General features: G+C 69.7%; 18 protein-coding genes. 6 read left to right on the top strand and 12 right to left on the bottom strand.

Going from position 1 to position 20,140, the window contains the following annotated elements; translation table 11 throughout:
* Positions 1 to 126: 126 nt before the first annotated feature.
* From Pth03_RS00365 to Pth03_RS00320, 10 genes are all read right to left on the bottom strand, one after another.
* The gene (locus Pth03_RS00365; RefSeq protein WP_203942009.1) at positions 127 to 1,101 is read right to left on the bottom strand and encodes an acetylxylan esterase; all 975 of its coding nucleotides are present in this window, start codon (positions 1,099 to 1,101) and stop codon (positions 127 to 129) included.
* 573 nt (positions 1,102 to 1,674) lie between these two features.
* Complete coding sequence (locus tag Pth03_RS00360; RefSeq protein WP_203942040.1) at positions 1,675 to 3,468, bottom strand: DEAD/DEAH box helicase; 1,794 nt, start codon at positions 3,466 to 3,468, stop codon at positions 1,675 to 1,677.
* A 525-nt stretch (positions 3,469 to 3,993) separates the two neighbouring features.
* Complete coding sequence (locus tag Pth03_RS00355) at positions 3,994 to 4,368, bottom strand: metal-sulfur cluster assembly factor (RefSeq protein ID WP_239118655.1); 375 nt, start codon at positions 4,366 to 4,368, stop codon at positions 3,994 to 3,996.
* A gap of 166 nt (positions 4,369 to 4,534) precedes the next feature.
* A complete protein-coding gene (sufU, locus tag Pth03_RS00350) occupies positions 4,535 to 4,972 on the bottom strand; it encodes a Fe-S cluster assembly sulfur transfer protein SufU (RefSeq protein ID WP_203942008.1) in 438 nt (145 codons plus the stop codon).
* Between the two features lie 4 nt (positions 4,973 to 4,976).
* The gene (locus tag Pth03_RS00345) at positions 4,977 to 6,242 is read right to left on the bottom strand and encodes a cysteine desulfurase (protein WP_203942007.1); all 1,266 of its coding nucleotides are present in this window, start codon (positions 6,240 to 6,242) and stop codon (positions 4,977 to 4,979) included.
* Positions 6,242 to 7,018, bottom strand: coding sequence for a Fe-S cluster assembly ATPase SufC (gene sufC, locus Pth03_RS00340; protein ID WP_203942006.1), 777 nt, complete (start codon positions 7,016 to 7,018; stop codon positions 6,242 to 6,244). The genes Pth03_RS00345 and sufC overlap by 1 nt, the downstream gene beginning before the upstream one ends.
* Positions 7,019 to 7,022: 4 nt before the next feature.
* The gene (locus Pth03_RS00335) at positions 7,023 to 7,352 is read right to left on the bottom strand and encodes a non-heme iron oxygenase ferredoxin subunit (RefSeq protein WP_203942005.1); all 330 of its coding nucleotides are present in this window, start codon (positions 7,350 to 7,352) and stop codon (positions 7,023 to 7,025) included.
* Entirely contained in the window at positions 7,349 to 8,470 is a 1,122-nt protein-coding gene (gene sufD / locus Pth03_RS00330; protein WP_203942004.1) for a Fe-S cluster assembly protein SufD, read from the bottom strand. The genes Pth03_RS00335 and sufD overlap by 4 nt, the downstream gene beginning before the upstream one ends.
* Positions 8,470 to 9,882, bottom strand: a complete 1,413-nt coding sequence (gene sufB, locus Pth03_RS00325; protein WP_203942003.1) for a Fe-S cluster assembly protein SufB — start codon at positions 9,880 to 9,882, stop codon at positions 8,470 to 8,472. Before sufB ends, sufD begins: the two co-directional genes overlap by 1 nt.
* The gene (locus tag Pth03_RS00320) at positions 9,879 to 10,685 is read right to left on the bottom strand and encodes a helix-turn-helix transcriptional regulator (protein ID WP_203942038.1); all 807 of its coding nucleotides are present in this window, start codon (positions 10,683 to 10,685) and stop codon (positions 9,879 to 9,881) included. Before Pth03_RS00320 ends, sufB begins: the two co-directional genes overlap by 4 nt.
* 467 nt (positions 10,686 to 11,152) lie before the next feature.
* Here Pth03_RS00320 and Pth03_RS00315 point away from each other — a divergent pair, with 467 nt between their 5' ends.
* The 5 genes from Pth03_RS00315 (at position 11,153) to Pth03_RS00295 (ending at position 15,826) form a co-directional block, all read left to right on the top strand.
* The gene (locus tag Pth03_RS00315; protein WP_239118654.1) at positions 11,153 to 12,085 is read left to right on the top strand and encodes an ABC transporter ATP-binding protein; all 933 of its coding nucleotides are present in this window, start codon (positions 11,153 to 11,155) and stop codon (positions 12,083 to 12,085) included.
* A complete protein-coding gene (locus Pth03_RS00310; RefSeq protein ID WP_203942002.1) occupies positions 12,082 to 12,846 on the top strand; it encodes an ABC transporter permease in 765 nt (254 codons plus the stop codon). The genes Pth03_RS00315 and Pth03_RS00310 overlap by 4 nt, the downstream gene beginning before the upstream one ends.
* 246 nt (positions 12,847 to 13,092) lie before the next feature.
* The gene (locus Pth03_RS00305; protein ID WP_203942001.1) at positions 13,093 to 14,010 is read left to right on the top strand and encodes an EamA family transporter; all 918 of its coding nucleotides are present in this window, start codon (positions 13,093 to 13,095) and stop codon (positions 14,008 to 14,010) included.
* Between the two features lie 107 nt (positions 14,011 to 14,117).
* Complete coding sequence (locus Pth03_RS00300) at positions 14,118 to 15,119, top strand: COX15/CtaA family protein (protein ID WP_373318470.1); 1,002 nt, start codon at positions 14,118 to 14,120, stop codon at positions 15,117 to 15,119.
* Positions 15,120 to 15,127: 8 nt separating this feature from the next.
* The gene (locus Pth03_RS00295; protein ID WP_203941999.1) at positions 15,128 to 15,826 is read left to right on the top strand and encodes a SanA/YdcF family protein; all 699 of its coding nucleotides are present in this window, start codon (positions 15,128 to 15,130) and stop codon (positions 15,824 to 15,826) included.
* A 69-nt stretch (positions 15,827 to 15,895) separates the two neighbouring features.
* On the opposite strand, the gene Pth03_RS00290 is transcribed toward Pth03_RS00295, so the two are convergent.
* The gene (locus tag Pth03_RS00290; protein WP_203941998.1) at positions 15,896 to 17,218 is read right to left on the bottom strand and encodes a PrsW family intramembrane metalloprotease; all 1,323 of its coding nucleotides are present in this window, start codon (positions 17,216 to 17,218) and stop codon (positions 15,896 to 15,898) included.
* 172 nt (positions 17,219 to 17,390) lie between these two features.
* On the opposite strand from Pth03_RS00290, the gene Pth03_RS00285 reads away from it, so the two are divergent.
* Positions 17,391 to 18,938: a N,N-dimethylformamidase beta subunit family domain-containing protein gene (locus tag Pth03_RS00285; RefSeq protein ID WP_203941997.1), complete on the top strand. Its 1,548-nt coding sequence runs from the start codon at positions 17,391 to 17,393 to the stop codon at positions 18,936 to 18,938.
* 48 nt (positions 18,939 to 18,986) lie between these two features.
* On the opposite strand, the gene Pth03_RS00280 is transcribed toward Pth03_RS00285, so the two are convergent.
* A complete protein-coding gene (locus Pth03_RS00280) occupies positions 18,987 to 19,940 on the bottom strand; it encodes a heme o synthase (RefSeq protein WP_373318469.1) in 954 nt (317 codons plus the stop codon).
* Between the last annotated feature and the right edge of the window lie 200 nt (positions 19,941 to 20,140).

The raw sequence follows: 20,140 nt of genomic DNA, 5'->3' as shown, positions 1-20,140 counted from the left end.
GGGTAGTCACCGCATCCGCCTCGGTCGCGTCGTGTCCGGATCGTGGATGCCGTGCCGTACCGGCCGGGGTTTCGGGGTGCGGCTGCCGCCTCAGGAGGGACGGGCCTCAGACAGAGGGAACGGGCCTCAGGCGGGACGGCCGAAGATCTCCCTGGCGATGCTCAGCTGCTGGACGGTCTGCTGGGTCTGCCCGCCCTCGTGGCCGTTGAACGGCCAGACCGCGATGTCCTTGGGGCCCGCGTAATGGTTGTAGGCGGCGAAGACGGTCGAGGCCGGGGTGACGCCGTCGCGCAGCCCGACCGAGAAGAGCGCCGGCGCCTGGGCGCGCACGGCGAAGTTCATGCCGTCGAAGTAGTCGAGCGTGGCGAAGACGTCGTCGATCCTGGTCCGGTGCACGGCGCAGAACCGGCCGAGCTCGGCATAGGGGTCCTCGTCGGTGATCTCGGCCGCCCGCCGGATGTGGCTCATGAACGGCACGTCGATGAAGGCGTAGGACACGCCGGGCACGAGCGCGGCCGCGGCCAGCGCCATGGCCCCGCCCTGGCTTCCGCCCGAGACGATGATCTTCTCGGGGTCGACGGAGGGATGGGTGCGCGCCGCCTCGACGGCCCTGACGACGTCGGTGAGCAGGCGGCGGTAGTAGTACGCCTCGGGATCGAAGACGCCCTGGGTGAGCTTGCCGGGGGTCTCGGGCCCGCTGCCGGGAACCGGGTCGGGAGTGTCACCGGTCCGCCACCCCGCGCCCTGGCCACGCGTGTCCATCACGAAGGTGGCGTATCCGGCGGCGGGCCAGGTCAGCCAGTCGTGGGGCAGGCCGCGGCCGCCGTTGTAGCCGATGTACTGGACCACGCAGGGCAGATCACGGGCGGCCGTCGCCGGCTTGAGGAACCAGCCCTTGATCGGATGGCCGCCGAACCCCGCGAACGTCACGTCGGCGACCTCGATCAGGGACAGGTCCGTCTCATGGGGTGAGAAGACGGCCTTCAGCTCGTGGGCGCGGGCCTCGGCCAGCGTACGGTCCCAGAAGGCGTCGAAGTCTTCGGGCTCCCGGCGTTCGGGCAGATAGGTTCGCAGTTGATCCAGGGGAAGGTCGACGAACACGCGGAAACTCCCGAAATCTAGACAATTCCAGCGCCCGCGATCCTAACAACGCCCCCCTTCCCCGCCCGCCCCCCTTGTGCGTGATCATGCAGAAGTTCGGAGACCACCGCACCCACCTGCACAAACCTCACTCGTGATCATGCAGAACTTCGGTCACATGCGCCTTGAGCTGGGGAAACATCGATCGTGATCATGCAGAAACGGCGCCGCCAGCCGTACGACCAGCATGAACGCCCATTGTGATCATGCAGTCTTGTGCGCATCGTGTGCGCACCTGCCGCGCCCCCATCGGCTCCTGCATGATCACGCGGCGTATCCGGCCTGTTCACGCGTCATGCCGTCGAACTACTGCATGATCACGAAATTTGATTCCGCAGGTCACGCGGCCTTCTACCGAACTTCTGCATGATCACGCGCGGGAGGTGGCCAGGTCGCACGGCCACCTCCCGAAGTTCTGCATGATCACCCCAAGCGGCTGCATGATCACCACCAGGGGTGCGTGATCACCCTCCAAGGCACGTGATCACCACCAGGGGTGAATCCCCAAGGGCGGGTGATCAACACCAAAGAGGATTAGCGGGGGGATTGGGCGCGGTCGCGCCTCGGCGGGCGGCGGTCGGAGCGGGAATCTCCTCCTGCGGACGCCCTACGCCTCTCGCCCTGATATCCGCGTCCGTCGCCCTGGCGCTCGGTCCTGAAACCGCCGCGCTCGCCTCGGAACCCACCTCGGTCGCCGCCGACACCACCACGGTCACCACCGACACCGCCCCGGTCACCACTGAAACCGCGCTCGCCGCCGTAACCGCCCCGGTCACCACTGAAACCGCGGTCGCCGCCGGAACCGCTCCGGTCGCCGCCGAAGCCGCGTCCTTCGGAGCCGTCGCGGCGGCCGCCGCGCTCGCCCGTCTGCCTGTCGCGGAACTGGCCGCGCACCTCGCGCGCGTTGCCGCCGCCCTCGCCGCGCCTGCGGTACGGCCCGCCGTCGCCGGAGCGCCCGCCGTCAGCCGGCCTGTCCGAACGTTCGCCACGCTCGGGCCGGTCGTTGCGGTCGTTCCGGTCGCGGCGGTCGCCGAAACGACGCGACCTGCGCTCGCCTCCGGCGTGGTCGGGCTTGGGTCGCAGCGGCTTGCGCACGTCGGGCTCCCACACGGGGATCGCCTCGCCGCTCGGCTGCCGGGCCCCGGCGATCTCCGCCAGGATCGGGTCTCCGGGAGTGACGCGGTGCCGGGACGCCGTGATGCCCGCCCGGCGGGCCATCTGCTCGGTCGAACGGCGCTCGTTCGGCATGACCAGCGTCAGGACGCTGCCCCGCTCGCCCGCCCGGGCCGTACGGCCACCGCGGTGCAGGTAGCTCTTGTGGTCCGTGGGCGGGTCAACGTGGAGCACCAGGCTGACGTCGTCGACGTGGATGCCCCGGGCGGCCACGTCGGTGCAGACGAGGACCTTGATGGTGCCCTCACGGAACTCGCTCAGGATGCGCGTCCGCTGGTTCTGCCGCTTGCCGCCGTGCAGGCCTCCGGCGCGCACGCCGACCCTGGCCAGCTGCTTGACGACCCGGTCGACGCCGTGCTGCGTGCGGACGAACAGGATCGTGCGGCCTTCGCGGTTGGCGATCTCGGCCGTCACGTCGACCTTGTCGTCCCTGTGGACCTGGACCAGGTGGTGCTCCATGGTCTCGACCGAGGACGTCGCGGGGTCGAGGGAGTGGGTGATCGGGTCGGTGAGGAACGCCCGGACCAGCTTGTCGACGTCGCCGTCCAGCGTGGCGGAGAACAGCAGCCGCTGCCCGTCGGCGGGGGTTCGGCCGATGAGGGCGCTCACCACGGGATAGAAACCGAGGTCGCACATGTGGTCGGCCTCGTCGAGCACGCTGACCTCGACGTCCTCCAGCGAGCATTCGCCCTGCTGGATGAGGTCGGTCAGCCGTCCCGGCGTGGCGACGACGATCTCGACGCCGCGGCGCAGCGCCTCGATCTGCCTGCCCATGGACATTCCGCCCACGACGGTCTTCACGCGCAGCGAAAGGCCCCGTCCGAGCGGCTCGAGGGCGTCCGCGACCTGGAGTGCGAGCTCACGGGTGGGGACGAGGATGATCGCGCGGGGACGCTTCGGCAGCGCCCTCTCGCCCGCGACCCTGGCCATGGTGGGCAGGCCGAAGGCCAGCGTCTTGCCGGAACCGGTCTGGCCACGGCCGAGGACGTCGTGACCGGCGAGGATGTCGGGGATGGCGGCGCTCTGAATGGGGAACGGAGAGGTGATGCCCTGCTTGGCCAGCGCCGACACAAGCGGTCGGGGCAGCCCGAGCTGGGCGAAGTCGGCCGTCGTCTCCTCGGCGTCGAGGGTGGCGGGCAGGCCGGGGTCGAGCATGGTCACGAAATCGTGCCTTTCGTCGAAGGTGACGTGTCGGAACACGCGGGCGCGTCACTTCTGCGAAAGGACGAGCCAGGTTCGTACGGCGGGGCCGTACATCAATGAGGGAACCGATCCCTCTCTCATGCGGACGCGGTACCCGGCGGCGGGCACCGGTCCTACGGCGCCAGAACACCCGGCGCCCTCCGGCGCCGCGCTCCTGAACCGTTTCGGCACCTAGGGTTTCGTGCCGCTCGGCAGCGCCAAGTGATCTCCATGTCCGGTGATCAAGCGCTGCGACCTCGTGAGTCTATCGGAATGAGACAACTCACGATCTTCGGCGTCCCCGCAGATGTGCCGGCCCCTGGGAGTCGGGGCCTCACGGACGCCGGGTTCCGTCCCCTCGGGCAGGACACCCGAGAAACCAACGAAACCATCAGAAAAGCATTAACTAGCAATAGCCTACAACAACCCCGCAGGCCTCTGATGACACAGCCTCCGGGCCGCGGGCCGCCCGTGACAGGACGGCCCGCACGAGCACGGTCAGACGTTGAACCCCAGCATGCGCAGCTGGTCGCGACCGTCGTCCGTGATCTTGTCCGGACCCCACGGCGGCAGCCACACCCAGTTGATCACGACGCCGGAGACCAGGTCGGCGAGGGCCGAGTTGGCCTGGTCCTCGATGACGTCGGTCAGCGGGCACGCCGCGCTCGTCAGGGTCATGTCGATCGTCGCGACGGGGCGCTGGCCCTCGCCGGCGGGATCGAGATTGAGCCCGTAGACGAGCCCGAGGTCGACGACGTTGATCCCGAGTTCGGGGTCCACGACGTCCCTCAGCGCCTCCATGACATCGTCAGGGGAGGTCTCCCCGTCGTACGCCGGAGGTGCCGTCGTCGGCGTCTCTGTCGGCTTGCTCACGTCGTCTCCTCACCTCGCGGTCTCCCCGCACCCCGTGCCGGGCCACCGCGCTCACTGCCTTGGGGAAAAGCACCTTGGGGAAAAGCACCCCGGGTGACGGCACCTCCGGGTACAACACCGCCGCCCCGCCATCGCATCCCGGCGGGGCCTGCGGCCGTACGGCTGGTCACGCCTGGCTCCTCACCAGGGCGTCCTTGTAGGCCATCCACGCCAGAAGTGCACACTTCACCCGCGCGGGGAACTTGGCCACCCCCGCGAACGCCACGGCGTCACCCAGCACGTCCTCGTCGGGCTCGACCTGGCCGCGGCCCTGCATGAGCCGGGTGAACTCGTCCACCACCGACAGCGACTCGTGCACGGTCGATCCGGTGGCCAGCTCGTGCAGCACCGAGGCGGCGGCCTGGCTGATGGAGCAGCCCTGCCCGTCGTAGGAGACGTCGAGCACCTTGCCGCCGTCGCCCACCTTGACCCGCATGGTGACCTCGTCGCCGCAGGTCGGGTTCACGTGATGGACTTCCGCGTCGAACGGCTCACGCAGCCCCCTGCCCTGAGGGTGCTTATAGTGCTCCAGGATCAGCTCCTGGTACATGGATTCAGCGATCATGGTTCTAGCCGAACACCTTCTGCACGTGGTGGAGGCCGCGGACCAGTGCGTCGATCTCGGCCGTCGTGTTGTACAGGTAGAAAGACGCCCGCGTGGTCGCTGGAATTCCGAACCGGAGGTGCAGCGGGCGGGCGCAGTGATGGCCTACCCGTACCGCGATGCCGTACACGTCGTCCAGGATCTGCCCGACGTCGTGCGGGTGGATCCCCTCCAGGGTGAACGAGACCGTGCCGCCCCTGGCCACCACGGTCCGGGGGCCGATGATCCTGAGCCCCGGGATCTCCTGCAGCGCCTCGAGGGCGTAGCCGGTGAGCTCCTTCTCGTGCTGCTTGATCTCCTCCATGCCGATGGAGGTCAGGTAGTCGACCGCCGCGCCGAGGCCGACGGCCTCCACGATCGGCGGCGTGCCCGCCTCGAACTTGTGCGGCACGGGAGCGTAGGTCGAGTGGTCCATCCAGACCGCCTCGATCATCTCGCCGCCGCCCAGGAACGGGGGCATGGCGTCGAGCAGCTCCTTGCGGCCCCACAGGACGCCGATCCCGGAGGGACCGACCATCTTGTGACCGGTGAAGGCGACGAAGTCGACGCCGAGCTCGGTCACGTCGATCGGCTGGTGGGGCACCGACTGCGAGCAGTCGAGCATCATGAGCGCGCCGACCTCGCGGACCCTGGCGAGGATCGGCGAGACCGAGTTGACCGTGCCCAGCACGTTCGACTGGTGCACGATCGAAACGATCTTCGTGCGCTCGTTGACCAGGTCGTCCAGTCCCGAGATGTCGAGACGCCCCTCGTCGGTGACGGGGAACCAGCGCAGCGTCGCACCGGTGCGCTGCGCGAGCAGCTGCCACGGCACGATGTTGGAGTGGTGCTCCATCTCGGAGATGACGATCTCGTCGCCGGGGCCGAGCTTGAACCGCTCGTCGGTGTTGACGGGGTTCCCGAAGGCGTAGGCCACCAGGTTGAGACCCTCGGAGGCGTTCTTGGTGAAGATCACCTCGTCCCTCGACGGGGCGCCGATGAACGCGGCGATCTTGTCCCGGGCGCCTTCGTAGGCGTCGGTGGACTCGCTGCCGAGGACGTGCAACGCCCGGCCGACGTTGCCGTAGTGCTGCGCCAGGTGCTCGCGCATCGTCTCGATCACCTGGGTGGGCTTCTGGGAGGAGTTGCCTGAGTCGAGGTAGACCAGCGGGCGGCCGCCGGGCAGCTCGCGGGAGAGAATCGGGAAGTCCTTCCTGATCCTCTCCACGTCGAAAGGCGCCGCTGCGTTCATCAGGCGGTTGCCTTCGTGTAGGCCTCGTAGCCCTCGTCCTCGAGCTTCTCAGCCAGCTCGGGACCGCCCTCTTCGACGATCCGCCCGCCGGCGAAGACGTGGACGAAGTCCGGCTTCACGTACCGCAGGATGCGCGTGTAGTGCGTGATCAGCAGAACGCCGGTGTCGGCGCCCGAACCGATCTTCTCCCCCGACCCGTCCAGGCCGCGGAACCGGTTGATGCCCTCGGAGACGACGCGCAGGGCGTCGACGTCGAGGCCGGAGTCGGTCTCGTCGAGGATGGCGATCTTCGGCTTGAGCAGCTCGAGCTGGAGGATCTCGTGGCGCTTCTTCTCACCGCCGGAGAAGCCCTCGTTGGTGTTGCGCTGGGCGAAGGCGGGGTCGATGGACAACGCGTCCATGCCGTTCTTGAGGTCCTTGGCGAACTCGCGCAGCTTGGGAGCCTCGCCGCGAACCGCGGTGATCGCGGAACGCAGGAAGTTGGACACGGTGACGCCCGGCACCTCGACGGGGTACTGCATGGCGAGGAACAGCCCGGCGCGGGCGCGCTCGTCGACCTTCATGTCCAGCAGGTCCTCGCCGTCGAGCAGGACGGAGCCGGAGGTGATGGTGTATTTGGGATGACCGGCGATCGCGTAGGCGAGGGTCGACTTGCCGGAGCCGTTCGGCCCCATGATGGCGTGGGTCTCCCCCGAGCGGACCGTCAGGTCCACTCCGCGCAGGATCTCCTTGTCGCCCACGGCGACGTGCAGGTCACGAATCTCAAGGGTGGACACTTGATTACTCCTTCGAGAGCGAGACATACACGTCGTCGCCATCGATCTTGACTCGGTAGACGTTCACGGGCTTGGTGGCCGGCGGGCCTGTGGGCTTGCCGGTCCGCAGGTCGAAGCAGGAGCCGTGCAGCCAGCACTCCAGGGTGTGGTCGTAGACCTCACCCTCGCTGAGCTTGACCTCGGCGTGCGAGCAGACGTCGTGCAGGGCGAAGACCTCGTCGCCGGTGCGCACGATCGCCACCGGGACGTCGTCGATCTCCACGCCGAGGGCGCCCTCGTCGGGGATGTCGCCGACCTGGCAGACCTTCTCCCACTGCTCGCGGACCTCGGTCATCGGGTCAGCTCCGCCTCGACCGCGGAAAGGACGCGCTCGCGGATCTCCTCGACCTCGATCTTCTCCAGCAGCTGGGCGAAGAAGCCGTGGATGACCAGGCGGCGCGCCTCGTCGAACGGGATGCCCCGGGCCTGGAGGTAGAAGATGTGCTCGTCGTCGAGACGGCCGGAGGCGGAGGCGTGCCCGGCCCCGGCGACCTCGCCGGTGAGGATCTCCAGGTTCGGCACCGAGTCGGCCCGGGCTCCGTCGGTGAGGATCAGGTTGCGGTTGAGCTCGTAGGTGTCGGTGCCCTCGGCCTCCGCACGAATGATCACGTCGCCGATCCACACCGCGTGGGCGTCGTCGCCCTGCAGCGCACCCTTGTAGGTCACGTTGCTGCGGCAGTTGGGCACGGTGTGCTCCACGAGGAGCCGGTGCTCCAGGTGCTGGCCGGCGTCCACGAAGTACAGCCCCGTCAGGTCGGCGTCACCGCCGGGCGCGGTGTAGGACACCGAGGGCGACAGCCGTACGAGGTCGCCTCCGAGGGTCACCACGAAAGAGCGGAAAGTCGCGTCCTTGCCGAGCTGAGCGTGGTGGTGCGACACGTGCACGGCGTCGTCGTCCCAGTCCTGCAGGCTGACGACCTTGAGCGTGGCGCCGTCGCCGATCACGAACTCGACGTTGTCGGCGTAGACGGCGCTGCCGCCGTGGTCGAGCACGAGGACGGCTTCCGCCATGGCCTCCACCTTCACGACGAGGTGGCCGTAGGCCGTCCCGTCGCCGGAGCCGCGCAGGGTCACCACGGTCGGCCGGGAGGCGACGGCCTCGCGCGGAACCGTGAGAACGGTCGCCTTCTCGAACGACGCGTACGCCTGGGCGCTGACCCGGTCGGCGGGCACGTACGCCTTGCCGACGCGCGGGTCGTCGCGGCCCACCGTCTCGACCGTCACCTCGGGAGCGGCGTCGACGGTCACGTCGACGGCGCCCGCTCCGCCCGCGGTGCCGTTGTGCAGCCCCTTGAGCCGCGACAGCGGAGTGAACCGCCACTCCTCCTCGCGGCCGGTGGGCACGGCGAAGTCAGCCACGTTGTACGACGACCGCTCGTGGAGCGTCGACAGCGGCTTGGTTTCGAGGCCCATCAGCCGACGGCTCCTTCCATCTGCAGCTCGATCAGGCGGTTCAGCTCCAGCGCGTACTCCATCGGGAGCTCGCGGGCGATCGGCTCGACGAAGCCGCGCACGATCATCGCCATCGCCTCGTCCTCGTTCAGGCCGCGGCTCATGAGGTAGAACAGCTGGTCCTCCGACACCTTGGAGACCGTGGCCTCGTGGCCCATCGACACGTCGTCCTCGCGGACGTCGACGTACGGGTAGGTGTCGGAGCGGCTGATCTGGTCGACGAGCAGGGCGTCGCACTTGACGGTCGACGCCGAGCCTGCCGCGCCCTCCTCGATCTGCACGAGGCCGCGGTAGGACGTGCGGCCGCCGCCGCGCGCGACGGACTTGGAAATGATCGTCGAGGACGTCTTGGGCGCGAGGTGCACCATCTTGGCGCCGGCGTCCTGGTGCTGGCCCTCACCGGCGAAGGCGACCGACAGGGTCTCACCCTTGGCGTGCTCGCCCATGAGGTAGACCGCCGGGTACTTCATGGTGACCTTGGAGCCGATGTTGCCGTCGATCCACTCCATGGTCGCGCCCTCGTACGCCACTGCGCGCTTGGTGACCAGGTTGTAGACGTTGTTCGACCAGTTCTGGATGGTCGTGTAACGGCAGCGGGCGCCCTTCTTCACGATGATCTCGACGACCGCCGAGTGCAGCGAGTCGGACGAGTAGATCGGCGCGGTACAGCCCTCCACGTAGTGCACGTAGGAGTTCTCGTCCACGATGATCAGGGTCCGCTCGAACTGGCCCATGTTCTCGGTGTTGATCCGGAAGTAGGCCTGCAGCGGGATCTCGACGTTCACGTTCGGCGGCACGTAGATGAACGAGCCGCCCGACCACGTGGCGGTGTTCAGTGAGGCGAACTTGTTGTCGCCCACCGGGATCACCGAGCCGAAGTACTCCTTGAAGAGCTCCTCGTGCTCCTTCAGGCCGGTGTCGGTGTCGACGAAGATGACGCCCTTCTCCTCGAGGTCCTCACGGATCTTGTGATAGACGACCTCGGACTCGTACTGCGCCGCGACCCCCGCGATCAGGCGCTGCTTCTCCGCCTCCGGGATGCCGAGCTTGTCGTAGGTGCTCTTGATGTCGGCGGGCAGCTCGTCCCAGGAAGCGGCCTGCTTCTCGGTCGAGCGCACGAAGTACTTGATGTTGTCGAAGTCGATGCCCGTGAGGTCGGAACCCCACGTGGGCATGGGCTTCTTGCCGAACAGCCGAAGGCCCTTGAGGCGAAGGTCGAGCATCCACTCCGGCTCGTTCTTGAGCGCGGAGATGTCGCGGACGACCTCTTCGGACAGGCCACGCCGGGCCGCGGCCCCCGCCGCGTCCGAGTCGGCCCAGCCGAACTTGTAATTCCCGAGGCCTTCCAGCTCCGGGCGGTCGGTGACAGTCACCTGCCGGACTCCTTGCTCGTCGATGTGCTCGTTATCGGGTTGGGCGCCTGCCGTGTGGCCAGCGCGGGTGAACTCACGTGGGTGGTGCAGACCCCGTCGCCGTTGGCGATGGTGGCCAGGCGTTGCACCGGTGTGCCGAGCAGTTGCCCGAACGCCTCGGTCTCGGCCTCGCACAACTGCGGGAACGCCGCAGCGACGTGCGCCACCGGGCAGTGGTGCTGGCAGAGCTGCTCTCCGCCCTGCCCCGTCTTGGTGGCGGAGGCGGCGTAGCCCTCCGCCGACAGCGCCTCGGCCAGGACGCGCACCCGCTGGTCGGCGGGGACCTCGCGCATCAGCGTCTCCAGCCTGCCGACCAGGCCGGAGAACTGGTTCTTGGCGAACTCCGAGACGGCCTCCTCGCCCAGCCGCTCGGCCAGGAAGCGCAGGGCGCTGCCGGCCAGGTCGTCGTAGGCGTGCACGAAGGCGCTGCGGCCGTCGTCGGTGATGGCGAACAGCTTGGCCGGTCTGCCTCTTCCCCGCTGGCCGCGCGGCCGGGCCGTACGGGGCTCGATCATGCCGTCGGCGAGCAGGGCGTCGAGGTGGCGGCGGACTGCGGCGGGCGTGAGCCCGAGCCGCTCGCCCAGGGCGGCCGCGGTCACCGGGCCGTGCTCCAGGATCAAGCGGGCGACTCTGGCCCGGGTGCCGCGCTCACTCGTGATATGTGCGGATACGGCCGGGCCCAGCGCTACAGGATTTGCGCGCCCCACGTTCACCTGGGGTGGCTCGGCGGTGGGAGTATTGGCCTGCACATGCGCGGAAGGCATGACGGAGGGCCGCTTGGCAGCGGTCTCCTCAGCGTTCATCCTCTCGGGCACGTATTTCACAACATCAGTGTGCCGTAATTCCTTCCCGGACCACAAACCGCGCGGAGGATAAGAGGGATGCAATTTCTCACGCAGGCAAGGCTTACCTAACCTGCGACGACGCCTCCGGCGCGGCGCCTTGCGAAAAGGCGGCGGCCGCCTCCCGGAGACCGGCAGGCGGCGCACCCGCCCGGTGTACGGCTCCGTTCCGCGCCCCTCCCAGCGGTTCCCGGCGGCGCTCACCCCCGGTACGGCTGTCGCCCCGCGGCCTTCTCCCGCCGCCCGATTGCCAGCCCCCGGCCGGACCGGGCGCCCGACTCCCTAGACTCGTGGGGAATCGGCAGACCGATTCGATCGACGACCAGCGGGGAGAAAGCCGGTTCCCGTCCGGCCCTGGTGGTCCATGTCACTGAGGGGAGGCCGGTGACGTGCGGGCGGGAGACAGCTCCTCGGACGGCGGAGCAGCCGTCGAGATCCATGAGCTGATCAAGCGATACGGGCGGACGACCGCCGTGAACGGGCTCACCATGACGTGCCGCAGAGGCCAGGTCACCGCGATCCTCGGCCCCAACGGCGCAGGGAAGACCTCGACGATCGAAATCTGCGAGGGATACCGCAAGCTCGACGGCGGCACCGTGCGCGTGCTCGGACTCGACCCCGCCGACCCCGCGCTCAAGCCGCGCCTCGGCGTGATGCCCCAGGCGGGAGGGGTTCCCCCGGCGGCCAGGGCGGGCGAATGGCTGCGGGTGATCTCCCGTTTCTACGCCCACCCGCTCGACCCGGCCGCACTGCTGGACCTTCTCGGCCTCACCGAACACGCGCGCACGCCGTACCGGCGGCTGTCGGGCGGACAGCAGCAGCGCCTGTCGCTCGCGGCGGCCGTCGTCGGGCGGCCCGAGCTGGTCTTCCTCGACGAGCCGACCGCCGGCCTCGACCCGCAGGCACGGCACGCCTGCTGGGACGTGGTGACCGGGCTCCGCGACGCGGGCGTGTCGGTGGTGCTCACCACCCATCACATGGACGAGGCGGAGAAGCTGTCCGACCACGTCGTGGTCATCGATCACGGGCGCGTGGTCGCCGAGGGCAGCCCCGCGCAGCTGACCGGGGCGGAGCGCCAGCTGCGCTTCCGCGCCCGTCCCGGACTCAACCTCGACGAGCTGCTCGGCGCGCTGCCTCCGGGAAGCGCCGCCAAGGAGTCGCCCGCCGGGCACTACATCATCGAGGGACAGGTCGGCCCGCAGCTCCTCGCGACGGTCACCGCATGGTGCGCCACGGAGGGCGTCACCACCGAGGACCTCAGCATCGAACGGCGCACGCTGGAAGACGTCTTCCTGGAACTGACCGGCCGGGAGCTGCGATGACGACGCTCGACTTCACTCCCAGGCCGGGGGCCGCGCCGCTGCCCCGGATGGTGCTCGCCCAGGCGGGCGCCGAGGCGCGGGCCATGCTCCGCAACGGCGAGCAGCTGCTGCTCACGTTGATCATCCCAGTCCTGCTGCTCGTGGGGTTCTCCCAGGCCGCGCTGGTCGACGTCGGCGGATCGCGGATCGGCTTCGTCACCCCCGGCATCCTGGCGCTCGCCGTCATGTCCACCGCCTTCACCGGACAGGCGATCGCCACCGGGTTCGAACGGCGATACGGCGTGCTGAAGCGGCTCGGCGCCACCCCCCTGTCGCGGGCGGGACTGCTGCTGGCCAAGACGTGCGCGGTCATCGCGGTCGAGCTGCTGCAGGTCGTGGTGATCGGCGGGGTGGCGCTGGCGCTCGGCTGGTCGCCCCACGGCAACCCGGCATGGGTACTCCTGCTGATCCTGCTCGGCACGGCCGCCTTCAGCGGGCTGGGCCTGCTGATGGCGGGCACGCTCCGGGCCGAGGCGACCCTCGCCGGGGCCAACCTGGTCTATCTCGTCCTGCTCGGGCTCGGGGGCGTCGTGTTCCCGCTCACCAAGTTCCCCGACGCCGTACGCCCCGTGCTGGAGCTCCTGCCGATCACGGCGCTGACGGACGGCATGCGCTCGGTGCTGGAGAAGGGAGCGGGGCTCCCGATCGGCCCGCTCGTCGTGTTGCTGTGCTGGGCCGCGGCGTCCCTCGCCCTCGCCGCCCGCACCTTCCGCTGGGAGTGACACTCCCCACCCCTTGGTGAGTGACCTCCCCTTGGTATGCGGCACCCCCCCTTGGGCGTGATCATGCAGAACTTCGGCGGCACGCCCGCTGACCTGCTCGGATGCAAACCGTGATCATGCAGAAGTTCGGTCGTGCCCCCTCTGACATGCGAGAACACCGAACGTGATCATGCACGGGCCACCGGTGAGCGTCTGGCATAGTGCTGTTTGTCCATTTATGGGGATCTGGCTCGGGGAGTTGCCTGCATGACCGCTGAATCCCTGCCCGGGGACGGCCGGCCGTACAGGCTCAGAGCCGGGAAGGCGCTGAGGTCGGCGTCCGACGCGATCCCCCCGCCCGGACTGGTGCTGCTCGCCATCCTGTCGGTCCAGGTCGGCGCCGGGCTCGCCAAGAACCTCTTCGCCCAGCTGCCGCCGACCGCCGTCGTGTTCCTCAGGATCGCCACCGGCGCGATCATCCTGGTCGCCGTCGTCCGGCCCCGGCTGCGCGGGATGAGCCGCCGCGATCTGGCCGTCCCCGTCGCGTTCGGCGTGAGCCTCGGCCTGATGAATCTGGCCTTCTACGAGGCCCTGGCCCGGCTGCCCATCGGGATCGCGGTGGCCATCGAGTTCCTCGGCCCGCTCACCCTCGCCGTGGTGTCGTCCCGCCGTCTGCTCGACCTGGTCTGGGTGCTCCTGGCCACCGCCGGTGTCGCCCTGCTCGCGCCCTGGGCGCAGGGCGGAACGGCCGACTGGGCCGGCATCGGGTTCGCCGCACTCGCCGGCGTGTTCTGGGCCGCCTACATCGTGCTGTCGGCCGCTACCGGGGCAAGGTTTCCCGGCGCGAGCGGCCTGTCGTTCGCCATGATCGTGTCCACGGTGGTCGTCGCCCCCATCGGGATCGCGTCAGGCGGCTCCGGACTGCTCAACCCTGAGTTTCTGCTGATCGGAGCGGGCGTCGGCCTGCTGTCGTCGGTCATCCCCTACACCCTGGAGCTGGAAGCCCTGCGGCGCATGCCCAAGAGCGTCTTCGGCATCCTGATGAGCCTGGAGCCGGCGGTCGCCGCCCTGGTTGGCCTGGTCGTCCTCAACGAGGTGCTGCGGATCCACGAGTGGGCCGCCATCGGCTGCGTCGTCATCGCGTCGATCGGCGCCACCCGCGCGCAGTCCTCTGAACCCCGGTGATCTCGCCTCCATAGCCGAAACCGCCCATCAAAGCGATCAGATCACCTGTCTCGGTATCAGACGGGCCGAAGAGGACAGCGCCCCTGGGCCCGCCTACGATGATTGCCGTGACCCGCCTAGTTGACCGGCTTCGCCCCGCTGCGATCGCCTTCTATCGCTCGTTCTGGTTCTCCACCGCCGACACGATGCGGCGCTGGGCCCTCGCGGCGATCGTGGTCAACGTCGGCATCACCGTCACGGGGGCCGCCGTACGGCTGACCGGTTCGGGCCTCGGCTGCCCCACCTGGCCGAAGTGCACGTCGGACAGCTTCGTCCCGGCCCGGGTCGACACCCACGCCCCCGTCAACATGGCGATCGAGTTCAGCAACCGGCTGCTCACCTTCCTGGTGCTCGCCGTCGCGGCGGGCTGCCTGCTCGCCGCCATACGGCTCGGCCGCTCCGGCCAGGGCAGGCCCGTCCTCATACGGCTGGCGGCGCTCCAGCCGATCGGCGTCGTCGTCCAGGCCCTCTGGGGCGGCGTGGTGGTGCACAGCGTGCTCAACCCGGTGACGGTCAGCGTGCACTTCCTGCTGTCGATGGGCATGGTCGCAGCAGCCTTCACCCTCTATGCGCGCTCGGGTGAGGGGGACGCCCCCTCCCAGCGCCTGGTCCACCGGGACATCCGCACCCTGGGCTTCTTTCTCACGGCGGCGGTCTTCGTGCTGCTGATGGTCGGCGTCGTCGTCACCGGAACCGGGCCGCACTCGGGCGACCAGGCCGCCTCGCGCTTCGGCTTCGACATCGAGAGCGTCGTGCGACTGCACACCGACGTGGTGTGGATCGTCGTCGGCATGACCTTCGCCCTGCTGTTCTCCCTGCACGTGACCGACTCGCCCGGCCGGGCCAGGCGCGGCGCACTCGTGCTGCTCGGAGTCGAACTGCTCCAGGGGGTGATCGGCTACGTGCAGTACTTCCTCGCCGTGCCGGCGTTCCTCGTGGGCCTGCACGTGCTGGGCGCCGCCTTGGTGTGGGTCGCCACGCTGCGGGTGGTGTTCCTCATGCGGTCGCGCGGCCCGCGCCCCGCGTCGCCATCGCCGGAACGGGTCGAGCCGAGCGCCGCGACGGTCTGACCGCCGCGATGATCCGCCTGCGGCTCCCCCGATGGTCGCGCGCGACCATGCGCAGGTCGTTCCAGGCTCTGGTCGCACTCAGCGTGCTGGGGCTGGCCCCGATGACCTGGGCCTGGCTGGACAGCTCCCGGCACCGCCTCGTCGCCGAGCCCGGCACCGACTGGCTCGGCTCCGTGCCGTCCATGCCGGTGGCGCTCGTCCTCGGCGCGGGGGTCGGCGGCGACCGCCCCACCCCGATGCTCGCCACCCGGCTGGACATCGCGACCCGCCTCTACCAGGCCGGCAAGGTCCAGGCACTGCTGCTGTCCGGCGACAACAGCCGGGTCGGGTACGACGAGCCGACCGTGATGCGCGACTACCTGATCGGCAAGGGCGTGCCCGCCCAGAAGATCGTCCTCGACTACGCGGGCTTCGACACGTGGGACTCGTGCGTCCGGGCAGGCAAGATCTTCGGGGCTACTCGCCTCATCGTGGTGTCCCAGGCGTTCCATCTGCCCCGGGCCGTGGCGCTGTGCCGTACGGCGGGGCTGGACGCGTTCGGGGTGGGCGACGACTCGATGCGCGACTGGCCGTACCAGACGATCGTCTACGCGGCCAGGGAGATCCCCGCGTCGGCCAAGGCCCTGGTGAACAGCGTGATCCTGCACTCTCCTCCCCGGTTCCTCGGCCCGCGCGAGACCTCGTTGGACCGGGCGCTCGCGAGCTGAGCGAACGCGCTCGCCTTTACGTTGTAGATTTCCAGGCTGCGTCGAGTCGCAGGACGGGCGCGCCGAGCATCACCCGTAGCCCGCCCCCGGCGGGCCCGCAGGCCCGGGAGGCGGGCCGCCGGGACCGTGGAAGGGCCCCGGGCCGTACGCGGAGGGGGGATGGCCGGGCCGGGCTGCACCGGGGCCGTGCCCGTTCGGCCGCTCCGGAGCGGGGGCGCCGGGCGCATAACCAGGCGGGGGGAATCCCCTGGCCGCACGGGCCTGATGGCGCTCGGGCAGAGGGAACGACAGCCGGGCGTACGCCATGAGATCGGCCAGCGATCTCTGGATGGTAAGGAAAGAGGCCTCGTCGACGCCGCCGCGCGCGGCGCGTTCGTGGAGCAGCCCGAGCTCGGTCGCGGCGAGCTGGTAGTCGCTCATGGCGCGGGCGCCCGACTTGCCGCCGTGAGCCCTGGCCCAGGTGCGCGCCTGCCGCCGCCTGCGAAGCGACGACAACATGAAGAGGTCGGCCTGGTTGACCAGCCCGTTGCGCTCGTACGGCGGAAGGTAGTGGTGGATCAGGCCGACGATGCGCTTCCTGTCCTTGACGATCACGGTGATCTCGACGACGAGCAGGGCCATCAGGATGAGGTAGGCGACGGCCAGACCCGGGAGGCCGCCGAAGGAGGCGAAGCCGTTCCAGATGCCGTGCAGGATCATCGCGCCGAACCACCCCGCGACGATCATGACGACGGCGGGAGCCCCCCGCCGGTTGGCGGCGTACGCGACCGAGATGCCGATCAACGAGGTGAACAGCGGGTGGGCGAAGGGCGACAACACCCCGCGCAACACCACCGTGGCGGCCAGCCCCTGGGGTCCGTCGTGATTGAGGGCGGCCAGGTAGTAGCTGACGTTCTCCGACATGGCGAAGCCGAGGCCGACCATGCTCGCGTAGATGATGCCGTCGGTCGGGCCGTCCAACTCCCGCCGCCGGAAGCGCAGCAGGCCGAGCAGGACGATTCCCTTGAGTGTCTCCTCGACCGGCGGTGCGCCGAAGGTGGCGACGAGGTTCCTGGCGCTGTCCGGGTCACCGAGGGCGCGGGCCACGTAGAGCAGGTTGAGGGAGTTGAGGATGCCCGCGAGCAGCACCGCGATGCCCGCCCCCCAGGCGAAGGCGAATATCAGATTAGTGCGGGGTTCCGGCTCCATGCGGTCGAGCGCCAGCACGCCCGCGAGTAACAGCGGCACGGGCGCGACCGCCAGGCCGAGGGCGATGGTGAACCGCACGGGGTCGCCGTCGAGGACGTCGAACGAGAAGGTCACCAATGCGCAGATCCCCGCGATCACCAGACCGATGATCAGGCCTGCCGACGGGCGATCTTTCAGCACCGCGCGGGGATCAAGGCTCGCCATTCCGCGACTGTAACCGAACACGCACGTCCTGTCCCCTCCGGGCCCTTCCGTGCGCGGACGGTAAGGCCTTTCCATGAATGGGAATCACGTTTGACCTCAGCGCTGACCTGCCCTGATCCGGCTCGCGGTACGGTCGCGAGCGCCGTTTCCGAATTCGATCAGGGTGGGGACGTTGAGCGAGGAATCACAGGGCGGTCTCGGCCGCCGCCGCTTCCTGCGGGTGGCCGGGGCCACCGCCGTCGGGTCGCTTTCCGCATGCGCAGGCCCGCAGCCTCCCGCCCCCGCGCCTGCCACCCTGCCCGCGTCGCCGCCGCGGCCGCCGCAGGCCCCCGCCGCCGTGCCCGAGCGGCTCCTGCCCGGCGACCCCGGCTGGCGCCTGACCTCCTACGGCCTGGCCGGCGCCGTCGACGGCTACTGCGACCGCGCGAGCGTCCTGCCCGGCGAGCCGGTCGGCCTGCACGCCTCGACGACCACCGACGGCTTCCGGGTCACGGCCTACCGCATGGGCTGGTACGGCGGGGCCCTCGCCCGCCGGGTCTGGCGTTCCGGCTGGATCCGCGGGCGTTCTCAGGCGCCCGCGGCGTTCGACTACGCCACCCGGACGATCAGTGCGGGCTGGCCGCGCACGCTCACGATCCCCACGGACGGGTGGCCCGAAGGGGCCTACCTGCTCAGGCTCGACGCCTCCGGCGGGGCCCAGCGATACGTGCCGCTGATCGTGCGCTCCGCCACGACGGCGGGCAAGACGGTGCTCGTCCACGCGACCCCCACCTGGCAGGCCTACAACGCGTGGGGCGGATACAGCCTCTATCACGGGCCGGGGCAGCGGTACGCGACCCGCTCACTGGCGGTCAGCTTCGACCGGCCCTACGACCCGACGGGAATGGCCAAGTTCCTCGTCCACGAGCGGGCGGTGGTGGCCCTGGCCGAACGGCTCGGCATCGAACTCGCCTACCTCACCGGCACGGAGCTGGACGCGGACGGACAAGCCCTCGACGGAGCCGCCGCGGTCTTCTTCCTGGGACACGACGAATACTGGACGCCGGGCGCCCGGCGGACCGTCACCCGGGCCAGGGACACCGGCACCAATCTCGCCTTCCTCGGGGCCAACACGTGTTATCGCCGGATCCGGCTGGAGGACGGGGGCCGCACGGTGATCTGCTACAAGACCGACGCCGGCCGCGATCCCGTGTACGCCACACGGCCTGACCTGGTGACGGCCGACTACCGGGCCAATCCCCTGCCCGATCCTGAGTCGTCGCTGGTCGGCGTCTACTACGACGGCTACCCCGCGGACGCGCCCTACGTGGTCACACGCCCAGGCCACTGGGTCTTCGCGGGCACCGGCGTCAAAGAGGGCGACGCGTTCCCCCACCTGGTGGGCGTGGAGTACGACCGGGTCGATCCGAGCGTGCCGACCCCGCGCCCGCTGGAGATCATCGCGCATTCGCCGCTCATCTGCGGACGGCGGGCCACCAACGCCGACACGGCCTACTACACGGCGCCGAGCGGGGCAGGGGTCTTCGCCTCGGGCACCATGCGGTGGGCGGAGGCCCTGATGGCGGGCACCGCCGACAGCCCGCGGACCCACGGCATCGACCAGCGGGCCAGGCGGTTCGTCACCACGGCGACGACCAACCTCCTGCGGTCCTTCGCCCGGGGCCCCGCGGGCGAGCACGAGCCAGCGCCCCGGGACAACGTCTCCGCCCTGTACGGCTGATCTGTACGGCTGATCTGTATGGCCGAGCCGTACGGAGCCAGAGACGGATCAGGCGAACAGAGCGTCGACGGCGACGGCCAGGAAGAGCAGCGCCAGGTAGATGTTCGACCAATGGAAGAAGCGCATCGGGCGCAGGGCGACGCCGGTCTTGCCCGCGTTGAGCCGGCCGAGCAGGCGGTAGACCTCCCACAGGCACGTCGCGCCAAGGACGACGGCGACGGCGGGATAGATCACAGTGGTGTTCGCCACAGGCCACAGCAGCAGCGAGCACAGCACGGTGGCCCACGTGTAGGCGATCGTCTGCCGCACGACCCGGCGCTCGGTGGCCACGACGGGCAGCATCGGCACGTTCGCGGCGGCGTAGTCCTCGCGGTAGCGCATGGCCAGCGTCCAGGTGTGCGGCGGGGTCCAGAAGAACACCACGCCGAACAACACGAGCGGCGCCCAGGACAGGCCGCCGGTGATGCCGGCCCAGCCGATCAGCACGGGCATGCAGCCGGCGATGCCGCCCCACACGATGTTCTGCGACGTGCGCCGCTTGAGGACCATCGAGTAGACGAAGACGTAGAAAAGGATCGCGGCAAGCGACAGGCCGGCGGCGACCCAGTTGACCGTGAGGCCGAGCCCGGCGGTCGACAGCACGCCGAGGACGATGCCGAAGATCAGAGCGCCGCGTGGGGAGACCTCGGCCTTGGCCAGCGGCCTGCGGCGGGTGCGCCGCATGGTCGCGTCGATGTCCCTGTCGATGTAGCAGTTCAGGACGTTCGCACTGCCGGCCGAAAGCGTGCCGAAGATCATCGTCGCCGCGGCCGTCCACAACGGCGGCAGCCCACGCGCCGCCAGGAACATCACCGGCAGGGTCGTGATCAGCAGCAACTCGATGATTCGGGGCTTGGTCAGCGCCACGTAGGCCTTCACGACGCCCCCGAAGGTGCGGGGGGTCGTGGCCGACGCGGCGGTTCCCAGCGGGGCCATCGTCTGCTTGTTCGTCAGGAGCGTCAAGGCGCTTCCAACACATGCGGGGTCAACGCGTAACCTCTGAATAGAGCGGATCTCCGGGCAGCACGCCGGCACTTGATGAATCACTGTAGTCGGGAAGACCGGTGGTCCAGGAATTGGGGCCGAAAGCCGTCCCGTCCCGCCACCCGGAGGCCTCGCTGCTCAGGAACCCGCGGCTCGAGCGAGGGGTTGCCGAACGGCAC

The organism is Planotetraspora thailandica, from assembly GCF_016863335.1.
Lineage (GTDB): Bacteria > Actinomycetota > Actinomycetes > Streptosporangiales > Streptosporangiaceae > Planotetraspora > Planotetraspora thailandica.
The sequence above is the reverse complement of the archived record's forward strand: the minus strand, read 5'-3'. Positions and strand labels throughout refer to the sequence as shown.

Excerpts from the sequence above, each read along its gene's own strand:
- Pth03_RS00310 (WP_203942002.1), top strand. The coding sequence starts at position 12,082 with ATGACGACGCTCGACTTCACTCCCAGGCCGGGGGCCGCGCCGCTGCCC.
- sufU (WP_203942008.1), bottom strand. The coding sequence starts at position 4,972 with ATGATCGCTGAATCCATGTACCAGGAGCTGATCCTGGAGCACTATAAG.
- Pth03_RS00360 (WP_203942040.1), bottom strand. The coding sequence starts at position 3,468 with ATGCTCGACCCCGGCCTGCCCGCCACCCTCGACGCCGAGGAGACGACG.
- Pth03_RS00335 (WP_203942005.1), bottom strand. The coding sequence starts at position 7,352 with ATGACCGAGGTCCGCGAGCAGTGGGAGAAGGTCTGCCAGGTCGGCGAC.
- Pth03_RS00290 (WP_203941998.1), bottom strand. The coding sequence starts at position 17,218 with ATGGCGAGCCTTGATCCCCGCGCGGTGCTGAAAGATCGCCCGTCGGCA.
- sufD (WP_203942004.1), bottom strand. The coding sequence starts at position 8,470 with ATGGGCCTCGAAACCAAGCCGCTGTCGACGCTCCACGAGCGGTCGTCG.
- Pth03_RS00320 (WP_203942038.1), bottom strand. The coding sequence starts at position 10,685 with ATGCCTTCCGCGCATGTGCAGGCCAATACTCCCACCGCCGAGCCACCC.
- Pth03_RS00345 (WP_203942007.1), bottom strand. The coding sequence starts at position 6,242 with ATGAACGCAGCGGCGCCTTTCGACGTGGAGAGGATCAGGAAGGACTTC.
- Pth03_RS00295 (WP_203941999.1), top strand. The coding sequence starts at position 15,128 with ATGATCCGCCTGCGGCTCCCCCGATGGTCGCGCGCGACCATGCGCAGG.
- Pth03_RS00305 (WP_203942001.1), top strand. The coding sequence starts at position 13,093 with ATGACCGCTGAATCCCTGCCCGGGGACGGCCGGCCGTACAGGCTCAGA.